We start from the raw sequence: 19202 nt of genomic DNA, 5'->3' as shown, positions 1-19202 counted from the left end.
GCATCAATCTGGTCATACGCCTTATAAACCGCTCCGCCTGTCTCTGCCAGTATCTTTGTGATCGCTGCTGTTAAACTCGTCTTCCCATGATCAACGTGCCCGATCGTCCCGATATTACAATGCGGCTTCTTCCTCTCAAATCTCTCTTTTGCCATCTTCTTCTCTCTCTCTTCCTTTAATCTACGATTCAGCCCTTGACAGGACTCTCTAACCCTTCACCCTAAGCACTCCCATTTTGGGCATGCTGCAAAATTTGGAGCGGGTGATGGGGATCGAACCCACACAGCCAGCTTGGAAGGCTGGAATTCTACCATTGAACTACACCCGCAATTTTTAAGTGGTGGAGGGAGCAGGGTTCGAACCTGCGTACGCATTCGCGGGCAGATTTACAGTCTGCTGCCTTTAACCACTCGGCCATCCCTCCGGCCTATAAACCTAAAGCCATCGAACATGAACCTCAAGTACCTGTTCCACCCTAACGGAAATAGGTTATTTCCTGACAATTGTCAACTGAAATTCATCGAAACCTTTATTTTCCAAAGAAGCTTAGGAGGGTGTCAATAATATGGTCTTGCACCCCAGAATCCAGATATCCATGCATGGGCAGACTCAAGACTTCTTTGGACAGATGATCCGTTTCGGGCAGAGACCGCCCCAACAGCCCTGCTGCATAAAAAGGCTGCACATGGAGCGGCTTTTTATAATAAATGACGGAAGGAATGCCTTTTTCTTTGAGGAACGCCTGCAACTCGTCTCTCTGGGGAGTCTGAACGGTGTATTGAGCCCAAACGGAAGAACATCCCTCTTTTATCTTAGGCACTTTGCAAACAGCGGATAATTTCTCTCCATATCTTTTTGCCACACGATTTCTATGGGCAATTTCTTTAGGGAATACTTTCAATTTTTCAATTAGAATGGCGGCCTGCAACGTATCCAGGCGCCCTGTTAACCCCAATCCACTGGCCTCATACGGCACTGGACCTTGCCCATGCACGCGAATTTCCTTTAATTTTTCAGCAAGAGTCTTGTCTTCCGTAAAAATGGCACCCCCATCCCCATATCCTCCCAGCGGTTTTGCTGGGAAAAAACTGGTGGTCGCCGCAATGCCATGCTTCACCGTATGTTTCCCTTTGTATATCGCTCCCATGCTCTGAGCCGCGTCCACCAGCGTCCATAAACCATAGCGTTTGGCCACCTTTTCAATCTCGTCATGGGGAGCCGGATGGCCAAACAAATCAACGGAAATAATCCCTTTCAAGGCAACGCCTTTCCTTTTCGCAAACAGGATGGTTTCTTCTAAATGGAGAGGGCATAGAGTGAACGTGAGAGGATCCACATCCACAAATACAGGAAGCGCCCCGCGGAGCGCCACCACCTCAGCGGTCGCAATAAAGGTAAAGGACGGCACCAAGACCGCATCCCCTGGTTTTACATCCAACGCCATCAGCACCATGGTCAAGGCATCGGTTCCGTTCGAGCATCCTAAGACATGGGACGCCCCCGTATAATCTCTTAAGTCTTGTTCAAAGAGTTGGCACTCTGGCCCCAAAATGTATTGCCCATGATCCAAAACCCGCGCGAGCGCGCGATCGAGCGCTGGGCGAATATGGGCTTGCTGTGCCGCCAGGTCAATAAAAGGGATGGGATCTTGTCGCTTTGTATTCATGACTCGCTTCTTTCACTATGGTGCGTCCGAGGGGATTCGAACCTCTGACCTTTGCCTCCGGAGGGCAACGCTCTATCCAGCTGAGCTACGGACGCCTGATTTTATAGCTGACCCTTTTAAATAGTTGAGCCACTAATTTTTATCTTAGTGAAAATATAGCAAAAACAGATTGGTTTTCGACAAAACTTCTGTCAAAAGGGTGCAATTAATATTTCAAATTGTAACCCATTATCTTTGCAAAAATAGGAACAGTCTCTGGAAATGTAAACAAAAAAGTTATCTTGCACTCAGAATAGAGGCCCTTTATCATCAAGACCGTATGATGAAAAAGCTCTCTCAACTTATGGTCACGGTCTTCGGCATTGGGTATCTGCCCGCGGCGCCAGGCACGTTTGGCTCTCTCTTTGGGTTAGGGCTGGGGGGAGGCCTCCTTACCTTCTGCCCCCAGATCAGCCTGTGGATTGCTATTTTCATCGTTTTAGCTTTGGGGGTGTTCTTTATTCCAGTCTACCTCAAGGCCCATCCTGGTAAAAAAGACCCGAGCGAAATCGTCATCGATGAAGTCTTGGGCCAATTGGTAGCCCTCATCCTCTGCCACACCCTGTTTCAGATGGTGTGCGCGTTTGTGTTCTTCCGTGTGTTTGATATTTGGAAACCCTGGCCTGTCTCGTGGGCTGATGGCTTAGGCGGAGGCCTTACCAAAGACACCACCGGGATTCTGCTCGATGATGTGCTGGCGGGCCTATTGGTGCTAGCAGGGGTATGGGTATTGTTTTAGTGAGGTTTCTTTTTTTTCTCTTTTAGGTAGGCTCTATATTTTAGGATGCCAATCACACCCAAAATCAAGAATCCAAAGCCTCCAGCCAAGTAGATTTTATACCGATCAAAGTCTTGCAAGATCACATCGAGTGCCATGGCAAAGGTAAACCCAAGATAGGCAATGACGATGGCCCAAATGGCCGCAGAAATAGAAACCAAGAGACTATACCGCTGCCACGCCACCTTGCTATGCCCAACGATTAAAGGAGTGAGCGTCCGTATTCCATACACAAACCGAAAGCTCATGATAAATAGATTGTCATATTTATGAATCAGATCGCTGATCTTTGAAATGCGACTGTGCCATGAAGGAGAATAATTGATCAACTTTTTTCCAAAGACGCGCCCTGCAAAAAAAAGAAGATGGTCATGCAACACGGCCCCCAGAAACGCGATAAACATAACCCAATGCACATTCATATACCCATGATACGCAGACCCACCTGCTAACAAAAGAACCATCTCGCCTTCTAGTAACGCCCCCAGAATGACGATCCAATACTTATATTCATGGAGCAAATTCAGCCAAAAATCGGCTTCAACAAGATGCTGGAGGGAATGAACCCCCTCCCCGAGTCCTGCCATCAGAGAAGAAAGCCATTCCACCATTAATTAGCCTTGTATCGCAACGGTAAAAGGCTCTTTTTTCTCCACAGCAGCAGACCCAGGCAACATCCCCAAAGCATTGAGATAGAGATCGAGCATCTCCTCTTGTTCCTGACGGTCATCCGTATCCATTTTCCTGAGCTTGACCACTTGGCGCAATGTTTTTGCATCATATCCATTGCCCCGCGCTTCGGCGTACACATCTTTAATGTCTTCGGCTATGGCTGCCTTTTCTTGTTCTAATCTTTCAATCCGCTCCACAATCGACTTCAATTGATCGGCGGAGACTCCGGCAACATACGTCATGAGATCTCCTTTTTTCATGTCTTGTTATGGAGGGTTTTTGGGTAAGTTGTCAATTCCTCCTCAAAAACAAAAGAATTAAGAAAGAAAAATCTACTTATTTCTTTTTTTGTTTTTTGATCTTGGAGGAGATATTCCCCATACTTTCAGAAGAAGGTTCAGATTCTTTCCTCTTCCGCAGATTATGAGAAAGAGAAGTCATTTCTTCCCTTAAGGGTGCTGCCTCCCGTTGAAAGGTGCGCGTTCGAAAAGCTGGGAAATCTACATTTATTTGGAATCCGTTTGCGCTGATCCACTCTTGTATGGCCCTTTCTTTTTCTTGGGAAATTCTCGTTGCACAATTTCCACTCCTGATTGTTCCCCCATACGTATGGATAGCACGAACGCACTTGTGTCTATCTATAAGAGGACCTCCACTATGGCCTGGAGAGCTATTAATAAAATGAAACACTTGTTCTGGCGTCACATCAATAACGGGTCCTGAGGCATGATACATCTCTCCACTCGCACTCACCGCCATGCCATCTCTTAATACCGAAGAAGGATATCCTACAAGATCTAATACTTGCGTCTTTAAGTGTTCATCCGGTAAAAATCCGTAGGAAGCCCAGCCCACCTCTCGACCAATATGTTGACTCAAAATAACGATTCCAAGATCATGTTTTTGATAGTCTTCCCCTGCGCTTGAAATGAACCCTGGATCTACAACAAAGAATGTGGATGCAACTGCATGAGGAAAAGTGTAAGGATCTGATCGGGCCGGATGAAAAGTAATTTGACTATAAGCAGAGTTAAGATGTCTACACCATAAGTTATGACCTGCTGTTAAGACTATATTTGGCGCAATAAGCACCCCACTTCCCACATAACGTCTCGATATACCCCCATCGGGGCCAAAGAGTGATGTTTCTAGAAGACCTACACATCCCCATCCAGCATTCAGAGGATTTGGAACAAAAGTCGGCTCTCTACTTGTAACCCAACATTCAGGAACCCAAGAAAAATGTCGAAGTCTGAGAAAAGGTCCCGCGTTGTCGTCTAAGGGGTGATTATGCTGGGCTCTCTCTTCTGTTTCTGGCAAGAACAATGATCTTCGTAATGCTTCTTCCTTTCTCTTCTGTCTCGAGGAAAGAGGGGCAGACGCAAATACCCAACCTGTTGATGACTCAGAGAGGGGAAGATTTTTTTTGACAAAATTTAGGTCAAGTTCCGCCTGACTGCCATCACTCCAGTAAGGGAGACCCACCAGAGGGTCATACTGTAAACGGGTGTTTGGCCCCGGCCCCCATTCTTCTCCCCCAGGCGCCGTATGTCCATGGGTTCCCCCCATGAGAAATCCACTGATAACGACTAAAAAGAATTTGAAAAACTTCATCGAAACTCCCTACTTTCTGCTTTTTATTAATTGTATTCTGAAATGAGAAAAGAAGTCAACGAGATCTCTTATAAGCAAGAGGCACCCGACATGATTAAAGAAGCGTAAAAAGGGTTGCCTTTTCGGGGAGATTCGAAGAATCGACGTGGCAATCCATCTTATAAAATCTTTCCACAGTCGAAATATTGCCCGAATGATACTCAAAAAAGATGGATCACCCCAAAAATTCTCACGAATTTTCTCGTGATGACGAGGGGAGGAAATTGAAAATTCCCTCTTTATCAAACTATGTGGGATGGTAAGCTCAGTAAATAGGGATTATTTAACCTTAAACTTCTTTTTGGAGTTGGAGACAGGGAAACATATGACCCCAGCTTCAGTCTGAATTGTCTTAATCTTCATAACATCTCCAGAACTTATTGGCCCTGAGTTTCCTCGGAAAGGAAGTCCATCTTCGTTTACCCACCAAGAATTTGCTCCATCTTCATGGAGAAGATACACCAATGGATCTATTCTCGGTGCAGAAGAGGGGGGTGCTTCAAGAGGAACCAGAGGAACAGTAGCCGCCCGCTTCCGTCCCGGTTTTCGTGCGTCTACGGCGTCATCAACAGAAGACCAGCCACTCCCAAAGGTTGCGAACACCCCTATAAATACAAACCCAACAAAACTTTTCGTTCTAAACATAATTATCCTCCAATTTTTCCGTTTTAAATCAGTATTTACAATCAGATTCATCGTATATGGTCTTTTTACAAAAATCAAATTAGAAATCTAAATCCACCACTACATCTATACCATTAATTCCATCTCGTAAAGGATAGGCATAAAATCATTTTTTTTGAAATTAGAAAAACAGAACACTTTTCCCTTGGACAATTTTTCCAGGACTTTTTTCTGCTGTTGAACCACTTCTTCCTCCACAAGGTCAGTCTTGCTCAGGGCAACGATTTCAGGCTTGTCAATGAGCCCGCCCCCATACTCTTTCAATTCATGGCGAATGAGTTTATACGTTGCCCCCACATCTTCTTGATCAGCCGCAATCAAATGAAGCAACACTTTGCATCGTTCCACATGGCCTAGAAATCGTGTTCCCAATCCGATCCCTTGATGCGCCCCCTCAATAAGCCCCGGCAAATCCGCGATCACAAATTCGGTGCCCCCCACATAAGCCACCCCCAACTGGGGATGCAGCGTCGTAAACGGATAATCTGCGATTTTGGGGCGTGCTGCAGTGACTGCTTTGAGAAAAGTTGATTTCCCCGCATTGGGCAATCCTATTAGCCCCACATCCGCAATGAGTTTAAGGCGTAGCCAAAGCCACATCTCTTCCCCCTCTTGGCCAGGGTTCGCATGACGGGGCGCTTGGTTCGTGGACGACTTAAAGTAGGCATTGCCAAACCCCCCATTCCCTCCGCGCGCCAGCAAAAATTCTTTACCTTCGTGATCCATATCCACGATCAATGTTTTTTTGTCTTCCGCCAATACTTGGGTGCCCACCGGTACTTTTAGGATAAGCGTGTCTCCCGCCTTCCCAGAACGATTTTTTCCCATACCCCCTTGGCCCGATTCTGCCTTAAAATGCTGCAAATATCGAAAGTCGATTAATGTATTCAGATTAGAAACGGCCACTAGTTTGATAGCGCCACCTCTGCCACCATCTCCCCCATCAGGGCCACCGAATTCCACAAACTTTTCGCGACGGAAACTAACGGCGCCATTCCCGCCGTTCCCAGACTTGATATAAATTTTGGCTTCATCTAAAAATCTCATTCCATCTCCTAAGGCAGAATCCTTACCATATAAACGACATAAAAGGAACCGATCGTTTTAGAGACAAATAAAACCGTGCGGTTTAAAGAAATGAGCCGTTTTTCTAATCATGATTGAAAAATAAACCCGATCGGTAAAATTTAATCCCGTACGTATTTAAAATCTTAAAAATACACCCGAACGGGAGTTTTTCATTTCATTTGGGTTAAATGTGATAATATAATCCCGAGAGGATTGATTATGATTCACAAAATGTATGATACAAAAGCACTTGGCAATCTTATTCGGGAAACTCTCGAAAATCTCAGAACCTAACACAGACGCAACTATCTTCCCTATGCGGTGTGGGTGTTCGCTTCATTTCTGAAGTGGAAAAAGGGAAATCTAGCAGCCAGATTGGAAAAATTTTAATTGTCATAAAGATGCTAGGACTTGAAGTGGTCATAGCTAAACGTGGAGAACTTGCCTCATGAGCCGTATCTTAGACGTTTACTTCCATGAAATGTTTGTCGGCAAGCTTATACAGAATCTTTCTGGCAATTTGTCTTTTCAGTACGATGAAGAATACATAAACCTTAAAGCAGTTCCTGCCATTTCTATCTCCATGCCATTAAGGAGAGAAATTAATGTGATCTCTAAAAGATCAAAACGCGTTCAAGACATGTAGGGTATTTCTCTGTCAGAACGGAAAAAGAATAGAAGGAATTGTGCTTCCCCTCTTATGAAACAATGCCACCTCTTACACAATAGGTTTAATATATCTTTTGCGTTTTTCAGAGATTAGAATAATAAAGAGATATAAGGGAGATGTAAAATTAATAGGAGATAGTAGTTGTCCATGTTGTATGAAAAAAAGAAAGAAAAATCTCTAACAGCTAATAAGATTCACCATATTCTAATTTTAGGAGCAGGTGGGCAGCTAGGAACAAATCTAGTAAAATCTAAATGGCCTCAAGAATATTCTCTTAAAGGATTAAGTCACGAACAGCTTGATATTACAGATAGAGATTCTCTAGAAAAAGAAATTCAAAGTCAGCGCTGGAGTTTTGTTATCAATGCCACCGGCTATGTAAAAGTTGACAAAGCCGAGCAAGCTGGGCAAGAGCCATATCTAGTAAATGGTCTTGGTATTTTATGGTTAGCGACGATATGTAAAAAACATAATATCCCTGTTTTCCACTATTCAACGGATTATGTTTTTGATGGCAGTAAAAATACTCCGTATGTCGAATCTGATACGTTTAATCCTTTAAATACATATGGTCTTAGTAAATTATTTGGAGAACTTGCTCTAAAATCTGTGTTGGATAAACATATTATTTTAAGAAGTTCGTGGGTTTATGGGGTATATGGGCGTAACTTTGTCAAAACTGTTTTACAAAAGGCACGGGCCGAAGAAGATATTTTTGTGGTAAATGATCAAAAGGGTACCCCAACATGCGCCGAAGATATTGTCGAAGTCACAAAAGAGATTATTTTCTCTCAACTTGGCCAATGTAGTGAAGAAAAATGGGGAACCTATCATTATGCAGGGTTAGGGGAAACCACCTGGTATGAATATGCAAATTATATCTTGAACATTGCTTATCAAGATTTGAAAAAACCCGTATCAAAAATTATTCCAATAACGACAGAAACCCAAAGAAGAAATAGCCCTAATATTACTTTGAGGCCTAAGTATAGTGCCCTATGCTCTTCTTTAATAAAAAACACTTTTTCTGTCAAAGAAAGGTCTTGGAAGGATGGGGTGAAGAAAGTAGTTGAGCAATTAAGCACACTCTAAAACACTATTTTTTCCTGAATGGATTAGGTTATTGATGTTTTTTATAAGATTATAAATGACGTTCCGCTTCTGCCACGGGATGGAGCCGCGCCACAAACTCTTTATACGCTTGGAGGCCTGGCTCGAGAGGGAATTCTCTGATTCTTTTTTTTCCCAGAACAATATAAAGCATGCGCCGTGTGGTCCGATCCCCCAAATAAAGAACCTGACCTCGGCCCTCTAAAGGCTCGGCCAATCCCACATCCGTCACTTTCTGAAGGGAAAACTGTTCCTGCCCTAGCGAGATGGGATGATGATATTTGGTATGGGCATAAAAAATCCGAATGGCGGGAGGGTTACTTTGAACCACATAAATAAGCGGACGTCCTTCTTTTGTAGCAACTTGGACATGCCAAACTTTTGTCTTCTGTTTCAGGTTTTTTTTTGTCTGGACCGTTTCCCATTTTAGGGCACTGAAGGAAGGCAGAGAATAAAAAGAAAGGCTCATCACAACAAGGGTTAATAAGATATTCATTTTTATTTTCCAATATTCCCTTATGCTAGCCGTTTCCAGAAGAAGACACAATTTTTTTCTTTTGGCTAAGGGGGTGACATTGCTGAATAACATCCTGTAATTTTTTATGCATCACATGCGTATAGATTTGAGTGGTAGAAATATCCGCATGACCCAGCATGTTCTGCACGCTCAGCAAATCAGCCCCCCCATTCAAAAGATGGGTAGCAAAGGCATGGCGGATCACATGGGGAGATACTTTCTCAGGATCAAGTCCTGCCTGGAGAGCTAAGTCTTTCAAAAGTTGGCCAAACCGTTGTCGCGTTACATGACCCGACTTTCCATAGGACGGAAACAACCATCTGGATGCCCCCCATGGGGGCATAAACGCTGAACGCACCTTCAAATATTTTTCCAGCGCTTTAATGGCATAAGAACTTAAGGGGACAAGCCGTTCTTTCCCCCCTTTTCCTTTTACAATCAACGTTTCTTCTGCCCGAAGGACCGAGTTGTGCTCTAAAGAAATAAGCTCGGACACGCGTAACCCCGAGGCATAGAGAACTTCTAACAAAGCCTCTAGCCTCTCACCTTCAGGGGAGGAGTCTTCTGCCACCGTTTCGAGCAGTCTCGTGATCTCTGCCTCCGTTAAAATCTTGGGCAAAGGCTTGGTTTTTTTAGGACGGGCTAAAAGAGAGGTGGGATCTTCCTGAGCGATTTCTTCTGTGAGTAAAAATTGAAAGAATTGCTTGAGAGCAGAGAGATGTCTTGAAATGGAAGAACTGGTCATCCCCCGGTCATATAAAGACGTCAAATATTCCCTTAAGACACTGGGCTCTGCTTGTTCCAGAACAAGATTCCTTGTTTTCAGGAAGGCAGCGCAATCCGCTAAATCTCGACGATAAGATTCGAGGGTGTTCAAGGCACTTCCCCTTTCGGAGGCAAGCATCTCAATAAACTGGTCAATGTAGAAAGACACCTAGTACTCCTATCTATGACGCGATCCCAGCATAGACCCCAACGGCTCGCCTCCCAATAAATGCATATGGAAATGGGGAACTTCTTGGTTGGCGTCTCGCCCATGATTGGCAATCAACCGATATCCCGACCTCTCAACACCTGCTTTTTTCGCAATGAGTCCCACCGCACGGAAAAATCCTGCCAGCTCTTCGGGCGATGCCTTGAGAGAAAAGTCATGGAAAGAGACATAAGACCCTTTCGGAATGATCAGCAGGTGAACCGATGTTAAGGGGTTGATATCAGGGAAACTGAGGACAAACTCATCCTCATAAAATTTCTTACACGGAATCTTGTTCTCAAGAATTTTGGCAAAAATGTTATCTGCGTTATAGATCATGTGGTTTTATCCTGTCCATTTCCGTTACGACGGTGTTCTTTAATCGCCTGGATCATGGCCTCGGCAATGGCAATTTTATAATCAATAGCCCGTCTTTCATCTTCTATGGTGACCCCTGCTAAATCATTGTGATAGCGCTCTAAATCCTCTGCCAAAACCAAGGGATCAAGCTCATCTAGAAGGGTAAATGTTTCGGTGAAGATCTGACACCCTTCCTGGTCTATTGACGCGAGCCCGCCCCACACAAAGTAATGGCGCCAGAGCCCCCCCTTCTTATGGAGAGAAACAATCCCCGACCTTAGCTTCACCGCTAAGGGCGCATGGCGAGGTAAAACGCCAATTTTACCCTCAATCCCCGGCAACACCACCATGGACAGCCCCTCCAAGGCTTGGGAATGAAAGGGTGTTGCAAACGTACAGGCATAGCTATAAGGGATCATGGATCAAGTATAAGAAATTTTGTCACAGAAACCAAGAAGGGATCTCGGAAAAAAGGAAATCATTTGATGCTCTTAAATGTCTAGATCATTTTGGCGTCGTTGAAAGACGTTTTTTACTGAGCTGGAGCCTCAAGCCCTCTTGTCTTTTCCGCAATACGAGCTTTCTTACCTTTTAGATTTCTGAGGTAATAAAGTTTTGCCCGACGCACAGAACCCTGACGCACCACTTCGATGGTGATTTTTGGAGAGTACAGAGGGAATACACGTTCAACCCCTTCCCCATAAGAAATTTTCCGGACGGTAAAGGCAGAGTTCAGGCTCGCATTTTTCCGCGCGATACAAACGCCTTCAAAGGCCTGTACACGCTCTCTGTTCCCTTCAACAACCTTTACGTTTACTTTTAAAGTGTCTCCCGGCGCAAACTCAGGAATAGATTTCCCGGCTGTAAGCTTCTCGATCTGCTCTTTTTCAATTTGTTCTAAAATGTTCATCGTAAACTCAACTTTTCTTTTCTAAATGTCTTTTCCACAAATCGGGACGGCGCTTTTTGGTTATTTCACGCGACTGTTCCTGGCGCCACTCATTTATTTTTTCGTGATGACCAGATAATAATACTTCCGGAACCTGCATTCCCTTCCACTCTCTGGGTCGAGTATAGTGTGGATATTCCAAAAGATCGTCTTCAAAACTTTCTTGGACGGAAGACTGCTCATTCCCTATGACACCGGGCAAGAGACGCACACAGGCATCAATAAAAACAAACGAGGCAATCTCTCCTCCAGACAAAATAAAATCTCCAACACTGACTTCTTGGATGTTTCTTGACTGGATAACCCTCTCATCAATACCCTCATATCGCCCACAAATCAAGCCTATTCTGGGTAAAGATGCAAATTTCTTTACCATGCTTTGCGTTAAAGTACAACCCCTAGGGCTCAGATATATCAACGGGATGGGTTCAGAAAGAGACTCAATGGCTGCATCGAGCACATCTGGACGCATTACCATGCCTGGGCCTCCACCAAATCCCACATCGTCCACCGCTTGATGATTGCCTGTGGCAAACGAGCGAATATTGACGGTATCAAACGTCCAGTGTTTCCCGAGAGCCCTGCCCGTCACCGAGTACCCCAAGGGCCCAGGGAACATTTCTGGAAATAAAGTAAAAATAGTGGGGTGCCAGATCATTCTTCGTATAAGTCCGTTAAGTATTGGTCTTTGATCACCATGTGGGAATCCAGATCAATAAAGGGCACAGAGGCATCTTGAAAAGGCACGAGAACACTACGACAGGTCACAGGATCAAAAACTTCTAGAACCGTTCCTGCTCCATAATCATCCACATATTTAATCACGCCCACTACTGTACCGCTCTCATTTTGAACAGGAAGCCCCATTAAATCTGTATGGTAATAAGTATCAGCGTCTACCGCCGGCAACTGATCTCGTCTGACGTAAAGTTTTTCACCCCGCAACTTGAGAGCCTGATCTCTATCTTTGATGGTGGGAGTAGAGGCAATCACAGCATTGGCAAGCGAACGAATAACTTTTAAAGAAAATTCTGACCCATCTTCAAAGAAAAGAGGGGAATAGATGCCGATATCGCTGGGGGTATCTAAGTATACTCGGATCTTTAACTCTCCCCGAATGCCCTGGGCACCCGAGATGCTGGCAACACAAACCTTGTTGTTTTTTTTAGGCTCTGACATGGATGTGACGCTCCCTAAGACCAAGCTTCTTTGCTGGCTAGAAAAAAAGAGACTTAAGCAGAGGGCTCTTCTGAAGCGTCAGGTGTTGATTCTTCTTCAGACGTCTCGGTCACCGCTGGAGCTTCTTCTGATACAACATCAGCTTCTACCTCGGTGATCACATCTTCCGCTTGAACAACGGGCGCTTCTTCTGCAACGACGTCAATCACCGCTTCTTCTACTAGAACTTCTGGTTCTGCTTGAGGTTGGGCGGCGAGCTCTGCTGCTGCCTGCTGCTTCTTTATGTCAACGGCTATCCGTTCTTGAGCTTTTTTCTTCGGTTGATTCTTTTTCGTTTGCTCAAACCGTTCTTGCGCTTTTTCAATTCCAAGCTTGGCTAAATAACGGTTCACGCGATCAGAAGATTGAGCCCCCACCGAAAGCCAATACCGAACACGCTCTTCATTCACGGCGAACCTTTGGGGATGATCATTGCTTAAAAGAGGATCATGCATCCCCAATTTCTCAATAAACTTTCCATCCCGTGGGTTTCTTGAATCAGTCACAACCACACGATAAACGGGTCGTTTCTTTGAACCACCCCGTGCCATACGAATCTTTAATGCCATTTTTTCCTTCTTCCTTAATTAGCCAAACAGTCCCTTAAGACCATTTTTCAAAAGACCTTTTTTATTCAACTTGGTCATGCGCTTCATCATTTTTGACATGCCATCAAACTGCTTTAAAAGGCGATTAACATCCTGAACAGTCGCCCCAGAACCAAGCGCAATCCTGCGTCTTCTGGACGCGTTGATCAATTGAACATAACGCCGCTCCTTTGGGGTCATGGAACGAATAATGGCGATCTGCCGTTTAATCATTCTATCATCGAACCCAGCTTGGGACACCTTGCCTTGGAGCTGTCCCATACCGGGCAGCATCTTTAAAAGCATCCCCATGCCCCCCATTTTTACCATCTGGTTTAATTGGGTAGCCATATCATTCAGGTCAAACGAACCCTTCTCGATCCTCCTGTTTAGCCTGTCTGATTCTTCTTTGTCAATAGTTTCCATCGCTTTTTCTACAAGACTAACCACATCTCCTTGTCCAAGGAGGCGTCCTGCAATGCGATCCGGATGAAAAACTTCCAATTGGTCAAGTTTTTCCCCCACCCCCATAAACTTGATGGGTTTACCTGTGACATGGCTGATGGAGAGTGCCGCGCCTCCCCGCGCGTCCCCGTCTAACCGCGTTAAAATCATCCCTGTTAAGTCTAAATTTTCCTGAAAAGATTGGGCCACCCGCACGGCATCCTGCCCCATCATGGCATCCACAACCAACAAAATTTCTGCGGGAGAGCTTATGGACGCCAGCTGTTTTAACTCTTTCATCAACGGGGCATCCACATGCAATCGGCCCGCTGTATCCAGAAGAACGACGTCAAATCCCCCCAATTTCGCCTCGGATAACGCCCGTTTTGTGATGGCCTCGGGGGCTTCTTTCGGGTTGATGGGCAAGCTTTCGATCCCAAGGTTCGTCGCCAGGACTTCCAATTGATGCTGGGCTGCAGGTCGATAGACATCGAGAGACGCCACCAAAACCTTTTTCTTTAGCTTTTCCTTCAGATACTTCGCGAGCTTGCCTGTAGTGGTTGTTTTGCCTGACCCTTGCAACCCCACCAGCAGGATCACTGCCGGAGGCTTGACCGCAAAATTGAGCCCTGTCTCGCCCTGTCCCAATATGGAAACAAGCTCGTCGTGCACAATCTTAACCACCATTTGTCCGGGGGTGACGCTCGACAAAACCTCTGTGCCAACGGCTTTTTCTTTGATTCTTTGGATAAAATCTTTCACCACCGGCAAGGCCACATCAGCCTCCAGCAGGGCGATGCGCATCTCTCTAAGCGCCACCCCCACATCTTCTTCTCTGAGAGCACCCTTCTTCTGAAGAGACCCAAAAATTTTAATTAATTTATCCGAAAGATTTTCAAACATTATTCTATAGCTGGTTCCTTATAAATTGAATACATCGTCACATCGTCTCTTGCGTAGTTAGCACGCGGCGTTCCTCGTTCCTCGTCTCACTTTAAAGGATCTCAGCTATACTATTGTTCCTTTTTCGAAAACGATCTCTCCTGTTTTCGGGGCTGTATAGCGGATGGATTTTTTATCTGTACCGCGATGACTTCCGTCACAAAAGGGATAGGACGCACTTTTTTCACACGAGCATAAACAATAGGTCACTCCTTTTTCCACCGAGATTTTCATTTTTCCTTTAAATACTCCCAAATATTGCCAAAAATATTCTTTGTCTGGAAAGAAACTTACCCTATAGTGACGGCATGATTCAAGATTTTTATATTTTGTCCTCAGCGCGTCAAGCACCAAAATCTCTTGTGGTCATCCTCCATGGGTATGGGGCAGATGGAAAAAATCTCCTCTTCATGGCTCACTATTGGAAGAATCTCCTTAAAAACACGCTCTTTATCCTCCCCACTGCCCCGTTCCCCCTTCACCACTCGATCAATGAGGGGTATCAGTGGTTTGATATTGGAGATCTGGAGCCTTCTTACCTGGAGAAAGGCTCCCAAGAAGCAGCCCCGTTCCTGCGAGATTTTATTACCAAGATCCAAACTGCTTATAAAATTTCTGGAAAAAAAACAGTTCTTGCCGGCTTTTCCCAAGGCAGCATGATGGCGCTGGCCACCGGACTGCTCTATGAAAACCTGTGCCAGGGGATCCTCTCTTATTCGGGAGGGCTTTTCCTCGCAGCAGAGCGCCTAAGCCCCGCCTCTGCCCAGATTGATGTCTGTCTTATCCATGGGAGAGACGATTCTGTGGTGCCTTACACGGCCTCAACAGAGACCCGAGACTTTCTGGTAGGAAAAGTCCACACAGTCACTTTGCACAGCCTGTCAAATTTAGGCCACGAAATCAGTGAAACGGGTCTTCAGCAAGGGGCGGAGTTTATCAGCTCTCTAAACGCCTGAACCCCCTTCCATAAAAAAAGCCCCCAAGATGGGAGGCTTTTTTTTCAAAAGAATAATCCTTTTTGGATTTATGCGCCCCTTGGTGCTTTCGAAGACAGCAAATCAAACTTGTCAGGCTTTCCGTCCACGGTAAAGACTTGAAGACCGGACCGTTTAACGACGCCTTGTAAATATTCGAACAATGCTTTTTGGAAATACATACCCTTAAGCTGAGATTTAACTTCATCAAAGGTTGGCGGCGTCGCGGGTCGTGAGTCCCCTCTATACACGATAATAAACTTCCCGCCCTTTGAAATAATGTTGCGACTATGCGCATTGCTTTTCAAGATCTTGAAAGCTTTTCCAATGTCTGGACCCAATACCTGGTCTATGGCTGGTGCCAACAAGAACCCAAGACGTCCTCCTTGAGCCGATGTATTGGGCTCTTGAGAATATTTCTTGGCCACTTCTCCAAAGTTCTTGCCGGCATTCAGCTCTTGCATCGCTTTATCAGCGTCAGCTTTGGAATTGCAGACGATAATGCTGACTTCAGACTCTTTTTGGCCCTTGAATTTTTTTACAAGCTCTTCGTAAAGAGGCATTAATTTGGCATCCGTAATTTCCTTTTCAGCCGCTCTTTTTAAGAACACCTGCATTTCAATTGATTTGATGGCCTCTTGCTTGAGCTTGATGACTTCTGGATCGTTTGAAAGGTTCGCTTTGTTTTTTTCAGTTTCCAAAACAGCTTCCATCACCTTCTGATCTCTCAAAGGTTTGAACACTTTCTCAAACGGCATGGCCTTAATCTGGTCTGGCGCTGTTGCTTGAAACTTTTTGAGATCACTTACTTTTAAAGATCCCCCATTAAACTTTGCGACCACAGCATCACCTGCATCAGCTAAAACATTGACCGAGAGGAAAGCTGCAAAAACAAGGGAAGAAACTATATGTACACGCTTCATAGAAAAAAACTCCTTAATTAGTAATATAATGGAAAGGATAATGCCTGAAATCTTAAAGAATCTCAAGAATTATTTAACTCTCGCGCGACATCACAAAAGTGGCAAAATTCCTTAGGAATTCTTTCTCCATTGTTTCAGGCAACCCTTCCAAACAACGAAGCGCTCTTGAAATATACGGCGCGATACGCGATAAAATTTCATTTTCAATTTTGTATTTTCTCATCGCCCTTTTCAGAAAAGAAAAATCTTCTTCTGTCAACGCCCCCAGATTGAAAATCTCTTGAATACGGTTTTTTTCTTCGCTTGTCACTTGTTCGAGCAATAAGATCATGGGCAGCGTCACGTTTTTCTCTTGAAAATCTTGGCCCAAATTCTTGCCCACTTTGGATTTTTGCAACCCATAGTCCAGCAGATCATCCACTATTTGAAAGACCATTCCAAAGTTGTACCCATACTCTTTGATCAGATCTTTGTCTCTCTCTGAGGCGTTCGCAATCACGGCCCCCACCTGACAACAGGATTCAAACAACCTGGCTGTCTTTGATTCAATGATTTGGAAGTATTGTTTTTCAGAGAGGTCTAGATTTCCCACCGTTCCCAGCTGCATAATCTCCCCCTCCGCAATGGTGGTGGCTGTTCTTGAGAGGACTTTCAGAATCTCTAAGGACCCATCTTCTGTGACCAGCTCGAAGGCACGACAAAACAAAAAGTCTCCCACTAAGATGCTGGCTTGATCGCCCCAAATAGCATTGGCAGACGGGCGTCCTCGACGCTGCGTGCTGCGGTCCACCACATCATCATGAAGCAAGGTGGCCGTATGAATAAATTCGATGCAGGCGGCAACTTTAATGTGGCGTTGACCCTGGTATCCTAAAAGTCGAGCACTTAAAAGGGTGATGAGGGGACGCAATCTTTTGCCTCCCGCTTGGATTAAATACCCCGCCATCCCATTGATCAGAGGAACCCGTAAGGACAGTTTATTCAGAATGAGCATGTTCACTTCTTCAAGGTCTGCATGAAGAAGTTCTTGGGCTTGAGCCAATGAATCAGAAAAACTATTATAAGTATCAACGCGCAACATGTAGAATGCTCATTTAATTTTAGGTTAACTTTATGAATACCAACTTTGACATTACAACAGATTTATTCCTCGGAGGAAAACTAAAAATACAACAATATAAAAAAGGTTTCAAATCTGGCAGTGACGCTGTGTTATTAGCTTCTTTTATTCCTTCTCTCTCCGGGAACATTCTAGAGGTAGGGTGTGGTGTGGGGGTGGCGTCTTTATGTCTAGTTCGACGCCTTTCCGATATCCATATCACTGGCATCGATATTGATGAAACCCTCATCCAATTGGCCACTCGAAATGCCAAGGACAATGGGCTCGACGCGCGGTGCACTTTCCTAACCCAAGATATCACCAAAGACATTCGGGATAAGGGACTTCCCCCCCAAACCTTTGACCATGTCTTTTCCAATCCTCCTTATTTTGATGGGTCCTCCCCCTCCCCTGTCCCGGAAAGGGCTGTGGCCCGCAGCCATACCATCCCTCTGAGAGAATGGGTGGCCTATTGTATCAAAATGGTTAAACCCCGGGGGCGCCTCAGCTTTATTTACCCCACCACCAGTCTACACTCTCTTTTGGGTGCCCTAGAAGGGGTGGGAGACATTCGTTTGCTTCCTCTGTGGCCTTCGGCGGATAAGCCATCCAAGCGCATTCTTGTGTCGGCCCGCAAAGGGGTGAAAGGAGGACTGACCTTAGAACAAGGCCTTGTTCTACATGGCCTGACAGGTGTCTACACCAGAGAGGCGCAACAAATTCTGAAAGAGGGAGAGGGTCTCGCAGATCTTTTCCCGAGCTGAGTTGAAAGAGGACGGTACGTTCTAATGTGCCTTGAAAAAATCTCCGCCCGTCATGGCGTGTGGCACCCCTGTAGTGGTGGGCAAGCTGAGAGGCAACCCCTTGCGAGATCTAACCGCCAGAAACGCCCACGCCTCTGCCTCCATAAAATCACTTGACCATCCCACACTCTCGACATTTTGTACTTGAGCGGGTGTTAGGCCCAGATGATGTTGAAGGCGTTGGACCAGAAACTCATTATGAGCACCGCCCCCCGTTAAAAGCCATTTAAGAGGCGGCTCGGGGAAAAACTCACGCCCCCTTGCAATAGCGATCGCCGCAATTTCTGTGAGCGTCGCCGCCCCATCTTCTAAAGATAGCCCTCTGACTATGTCTTTCGAGTAATCCAATCTATCCAAAGATTTCGGAGGCTTTCGGGAAAAATACGGAGAGTCAAAGAACGTCTTAATGATGTCTTCATGAACGTGGCCCCTCGCCGCCGTCTTTCCAGATTCATCAAAAGCTTGACGGGCTTTTTCTGACATCCAGTCATTGAGCAACCCATTGCCTGGTCCCAGATCAAAGGCAAGGATCTCTCCCTCCTTGCCCAACCAAGTCACATTTGACGTTCCTCCGATGTTAACAATGGTGAGCGGCTTTTCCCTATCTTTCGCCAGCGCTTGATGATAGAGAGACACCAAAGGCGCGCCTTCCCCCCCAGCCATCACATCCTTTTCCCTCATATTCGCCACCACATCGATACCGGTGAGCCTGGCGAGCAAAGCGCCGTCCCCAATTTGCCAGGTGCGAAAGCCCACAGGAAATTTCGAAGGGGGCCTATGCAAAATAGCTTGACCATGAAACCCGATTAAATTGATGAGCCCTTTTAGATATGTAAATTTTTGCACAAATTTGAAGAAAGCGGCCCCATGGAGATCTGTTAACTCTTTTTGAATGGCGAAAATCTTTTGGGACGGTTCTGTGGAGCCGAGAATAGACCGCAGTTTCTCCGTAAATTCTTCTGAGTAGGGAACGAAGAGCCCAGGGCTTCTTTCAAGAATCCGAACACCATCTGTTCGGACGGCCGCCACATCGATACCATCCATGGACGTGCCACTCATCATACCTACAGCCC

22 protein-coding genes, 3 tRNA genes and 1 pseudogene are annotated in these 19202 nt (G+C 45.4%); 5 read left to right on the top strand and 21 right to left on the bottom strand.

Annotation, left to right across the window (positions count from 1 at the left end):
• Positions 1-254: 254 nt before the first annotated feature.
• The 4 genes from A2621_05030 to A2621_05015 form a co-directional block, all read right to left on the bottom strand.
• A tRNA-Gly gene (locus A2621_05030) sits at positions 255-328 on the bottom strand.
• Between the two features lie 10 nt (positions 329-338).
• Positions 339-424, bottom strand: a tRNA-Tyr gene (locus tag A2621_05025).
• A 105-nt stretch (positions 425-529) separates the two neighbouring features.
• Positions 530-1666: an aminotransferase DegT gene (locus A2621_05020; GenBank protein OFW90317.1), complete on the bottom strand. Its 1137-nt coding sequence runs from the start codon at positions 1664-1666 to the stop codon at positions 530-532.
• Positions 1667-1684: 18 nt separating this feature from the next.
• Positions 1685-1761 (bottom strand) — tRNA-Arg (locus A2621_05015).
• A 224-nt stretch (positions 1762-1985) separates the two neighbouring features.
• Between A2621_05015 and A2621_05010 the strand changes: the two genes are divergently transcribed.
• Positions 1986-2444 carry a hypothetical protein gene (locus A2621_05010; protein OFW90324.1) on the top strand — a complete coding sequence of 153 codons (459 nt, stop codon included), beginning with the start codon at positions 1986-1988 and terminating at the stop codon, positions 2442-2444.
• Here A2621_05010 and A2621_05005 read toward each other — a convergent pair.
• From A2621_05005 to obgE, 5 genes and pseudogenes are all read right to left on the bottom strand, one after another.
• Positions 2441-3094 carry a hypothetical protein gene (locus tag A2621_05005; protein ID OFW90316.1) on the bottom strand — a complete coding sequence of 218 codons (654 nt, stop codon included), beginning with the start codon at positions 3092-3094 and terminating at the stop codon, positions 2441-2443. The genes A2621_05010 and A2621_05005 overlap by 4 nt on opposite strands.
• 3 nt (positions 3095-3097) lie before the next feature.
• On the bottom strand, positions 3098-3397 hold the full coding sequence (locus A2621_05000; GenBank protein OFW90323.1) for a hypothetical protein: 300 nt from the start codon (positions 3395-3397) through the stop codon (positions 3098-3100).
• Between the two features lie 94 nt (positions 3398-3491).
• Positions 3492-4769 carry a hypothetical protein gene (locus A2621_04995; GenBank protein ID OFW90315.1) on the bottom strand — a complete coding sequence of 426 codons (1278 nt, stop codon included), beginning with the start codon at positions 4767-4769 and terminating at the stop codon, positions 3492-3494.
• Positions 4770-5087: 318 nt separating this feature from the next.
• Entirely contained in the window at positions 5088-5504 is a 417-nt protein-coding gene (locus tag A2621_04990; GenBank protein OFW90314.1) for a hypothetical protein, read from the bottom strand.
• 141 nt (positions 5505-5645) lie between these two features.
• Positions 5646-6539: pseudogene (gene obgE, locus A2621_04985) on the bottom strand (GTPase ObgE).
• Positions 6540-7008: 469 nt separating this feature from the next.
• Here obgE and A2621_04980 point away from each other — a divergent pair.
• Both A2621_04980 and A2621_04975 read left to right on the top strand, forming a co-directional pair.
• A complete protein-coding gene (locus A2621_04980; protein ID OFW90313.1) occupies positions 7009-7206 on the top strand; it encodes a hypothetical protein in 198 nt (65 codons plus the stop codon).
• Positions 7207-7377: 171 nt separating this feature from the next.
• Positions 7378-8322: a dTDP-4-dehydrorhamnose reductase gene (locus tag A2621_04975; GenBank protein ID OFW90312.1), complete on the top strand. Its 945-nt coding sequence runs from the start codon at positions 7378-7380 to the stop codon at positions 8320-8322.
• Positions 8323-8371: 49 nt separating this feature from the next.
• Here A2621_04975 and A2621_04970 read toward each other — a convergent pair whose 3' ends face one another.
• From A2621_04970 to A2621_04930, 9 genes are all read right to left on the bottom strand, one after another.
• The gene (locus A2621_04970; GenBank protein OFW90311.1) at positions 8372-8836 is read right to left on the bottom strand and encodes a hypothetical protein; all 465 of its coding nucleotides are present in this window, start codon (positions 8834-8836) and stop codon (positions 8372-8374) included.
• A 25-nt stretch (positions 8837-8861) separates the two neighbouring features.
• Positions 8862-9761 carry a site-specific tyrosine recombinase XerD gene (locus tag A2621_04965; protein ID OFW90322.1) on the bottom strand — a complete coding sequence of 300 codons (900 nt, stop codon included), beginning with the start codon at positions 9759-9761 and terminating at the stop codon, positions 8862-8864.
• A gap of 39 nt (positions 9762-9800) precedes the next feature.
• Positions 9801-10169: a histidine triad nucleotide-binding protein gene (locus tag A2621_04960; protein OFW90310.1), complete on the bottom strand. Its 369-nt coding sequence runs from the start codon at positions 10167-10169 to the stop codon at positions 9801-9803.
• The gene (locus tag A2621_04955) at positions 10166-10540 is read right to left on the bottom strand and encodes a hypothetical protein (GenBank protein ID OFW90309.1); all 375 of its coding nucleotides are present in this window, start codon (positions 10538-10540) and stop codon (positions 10166-10168) included. The genes A2621_04960 and A2621_04955 overlap by 4 nt, the downstream gene beginning before the upstream one ends.
• A 182-nt stretch (positions 10541-10722) precedes the next feature.
• Positions 10723-11100, bottom strand: a complete 378-nt coding sequence (locus A2621_04950; protein OFW90308.1) for a 50S ribosomal protein L19 — start codon at positions 11098-11100, stop codon at positions 10723-10725.
• A gap of 7 nt (positions 11101-11107) precedes the next feature.
• Positions 11108-11797 carry a tRNA (guanosine(37)-N1)-methyltransferase TrmD gene (locus tag A2621_04945; GenBank protein OFW90307.1) on the bottom strand — a complete coding sequence of 230 codons (690 nt, stop codon included), beginning with the start codon at positions 11795-11797 and terminating at the stop codon, positions 11108-11110.
• Positions 11794-12318, bottom strand: a complete 525-nt coding sequence (locus A2621_04940) for a 16S rRNA processing protein RimM (protein OFW90306.1) — start codon at positions 12316-12318, stop codon at positions 11794-11796. Before A2621_04940 ends, A2621_04945 begins: the two co-directional genes overlap by 4 nt.
• A gap of 53 nt (positions 12319-12371) precedes the next feature.
• Positions 12372-12926, bottom strand: coding sequence for a 30S ribosomal protein S16 (locus A2621_04935; protein ID OFW90305.1), 555 nt, complete (start codon positions 12924-12926; stop codon positions 12372-12374).
• A gap of 18 nt (positions 12927-12944) precedes the next feature.
• On the bottom strand, positions 12945-14291 hold the full coding sequence (locus tag A2621_04930; GenBank protein ID OFW90304.1) for a signal recognition particle protein: 1347 nt from the start codon (positions 14289-14291) through the stop codon (positions 12945-12947).
• Positions 14292-14638: 347 nt separating this feature from the next.
• On the opposite strand from A2621_04930, the gene A2621_04925 reads away from it, so the two are divergent.
• Entirely contained in the window at positions 14639-15286 is a 648-nt protein-coding gene (locus A2621_04925) for a hypothetical protein (GenBank protein OFW90303.1), read from the top strand.
• Positions 15287-15354: 68 nt separating this feature from the next.
• Here A2621_04925 and A2621_04920 read toward each other — a convergent pair whose 3' ends face one another.
• Together A2621_04920 and A2621_04915 are read right to left on the bottom strand one after the other, a co-directional pair.
• On the bottom strand, positions 15355-16227 hold the full coding sequence (locus tag A2621_04920; protein ID OFW90302.1) for a hypothetical protein: 873 nt from the start codon (positions 16225-16227) through the stop codon (positions 15355-15357).
• A gap of 73 nt (positions 16228-16300) precedes the next feature.
• Positions 16301-17308 carry a hypothetical protein gene (locus tag A2621_04915; protein ID OFW90301.1) on the bottom strand — a complete coding sequence of 336 codons (1008 nt, stop codon included), beginning with the start codon at positions 17306-17308 and terminating at the stop codon, positions 16301-16303.
• 32 nt (positions 17309-17340) lie between these two features.
• Between A2621_04915 and A2621_04910 the strand changes: the two genes are divergently transcribed.
• Positions 17341-18090 carry a hypothetical protein gene (locus tag A2621_04910; protein ID OFW90300.1) on the top strand — a complete coding sequence of 250 codons (750 nt, stop codon included), beginning with the start codon at positions 17341-17343 and terminating at the stop codon, positions 18088-18090.
• 21 nt (positions 18091-18111) lie between these two features.
• Here A2621_04910 and A2621_04905 read toward each other — a convergent pair whose 3' ends face one another.
• The gene (locus A2621_04905) at positions 18112-19188 is read right to left on the bottom strand and encodes an anhydro-N-acetylmuramic acid kinase (GenBank protein ID OFW90321.1); all 1077 of its coding nucleotides are present in this window, start codon (positions 19186-19188) and stop codon (positions 18112-18114) included.
• Between the last annotated feature and the right edge of the window lie 14 nt (positions 19189-19202).

It is taken from the genome of Alphaproteobacteria bacterium RIFCSPHIGHO2_01_FULL_41_14 (genome assembly GCA_001767855.1).
In the GTDB taxonomy this organism is placed as follows: Bacteria; Pseudomonadota; Alphaproteobacteria; order UBA7879; family UBA5542; genus 2-01-FULL-41-14.
The sequence above is the reverse complement of the archived record's forward strand: the minus strand, read 5'-3'. Positions and strand labels throughout refer to the sequence as shown.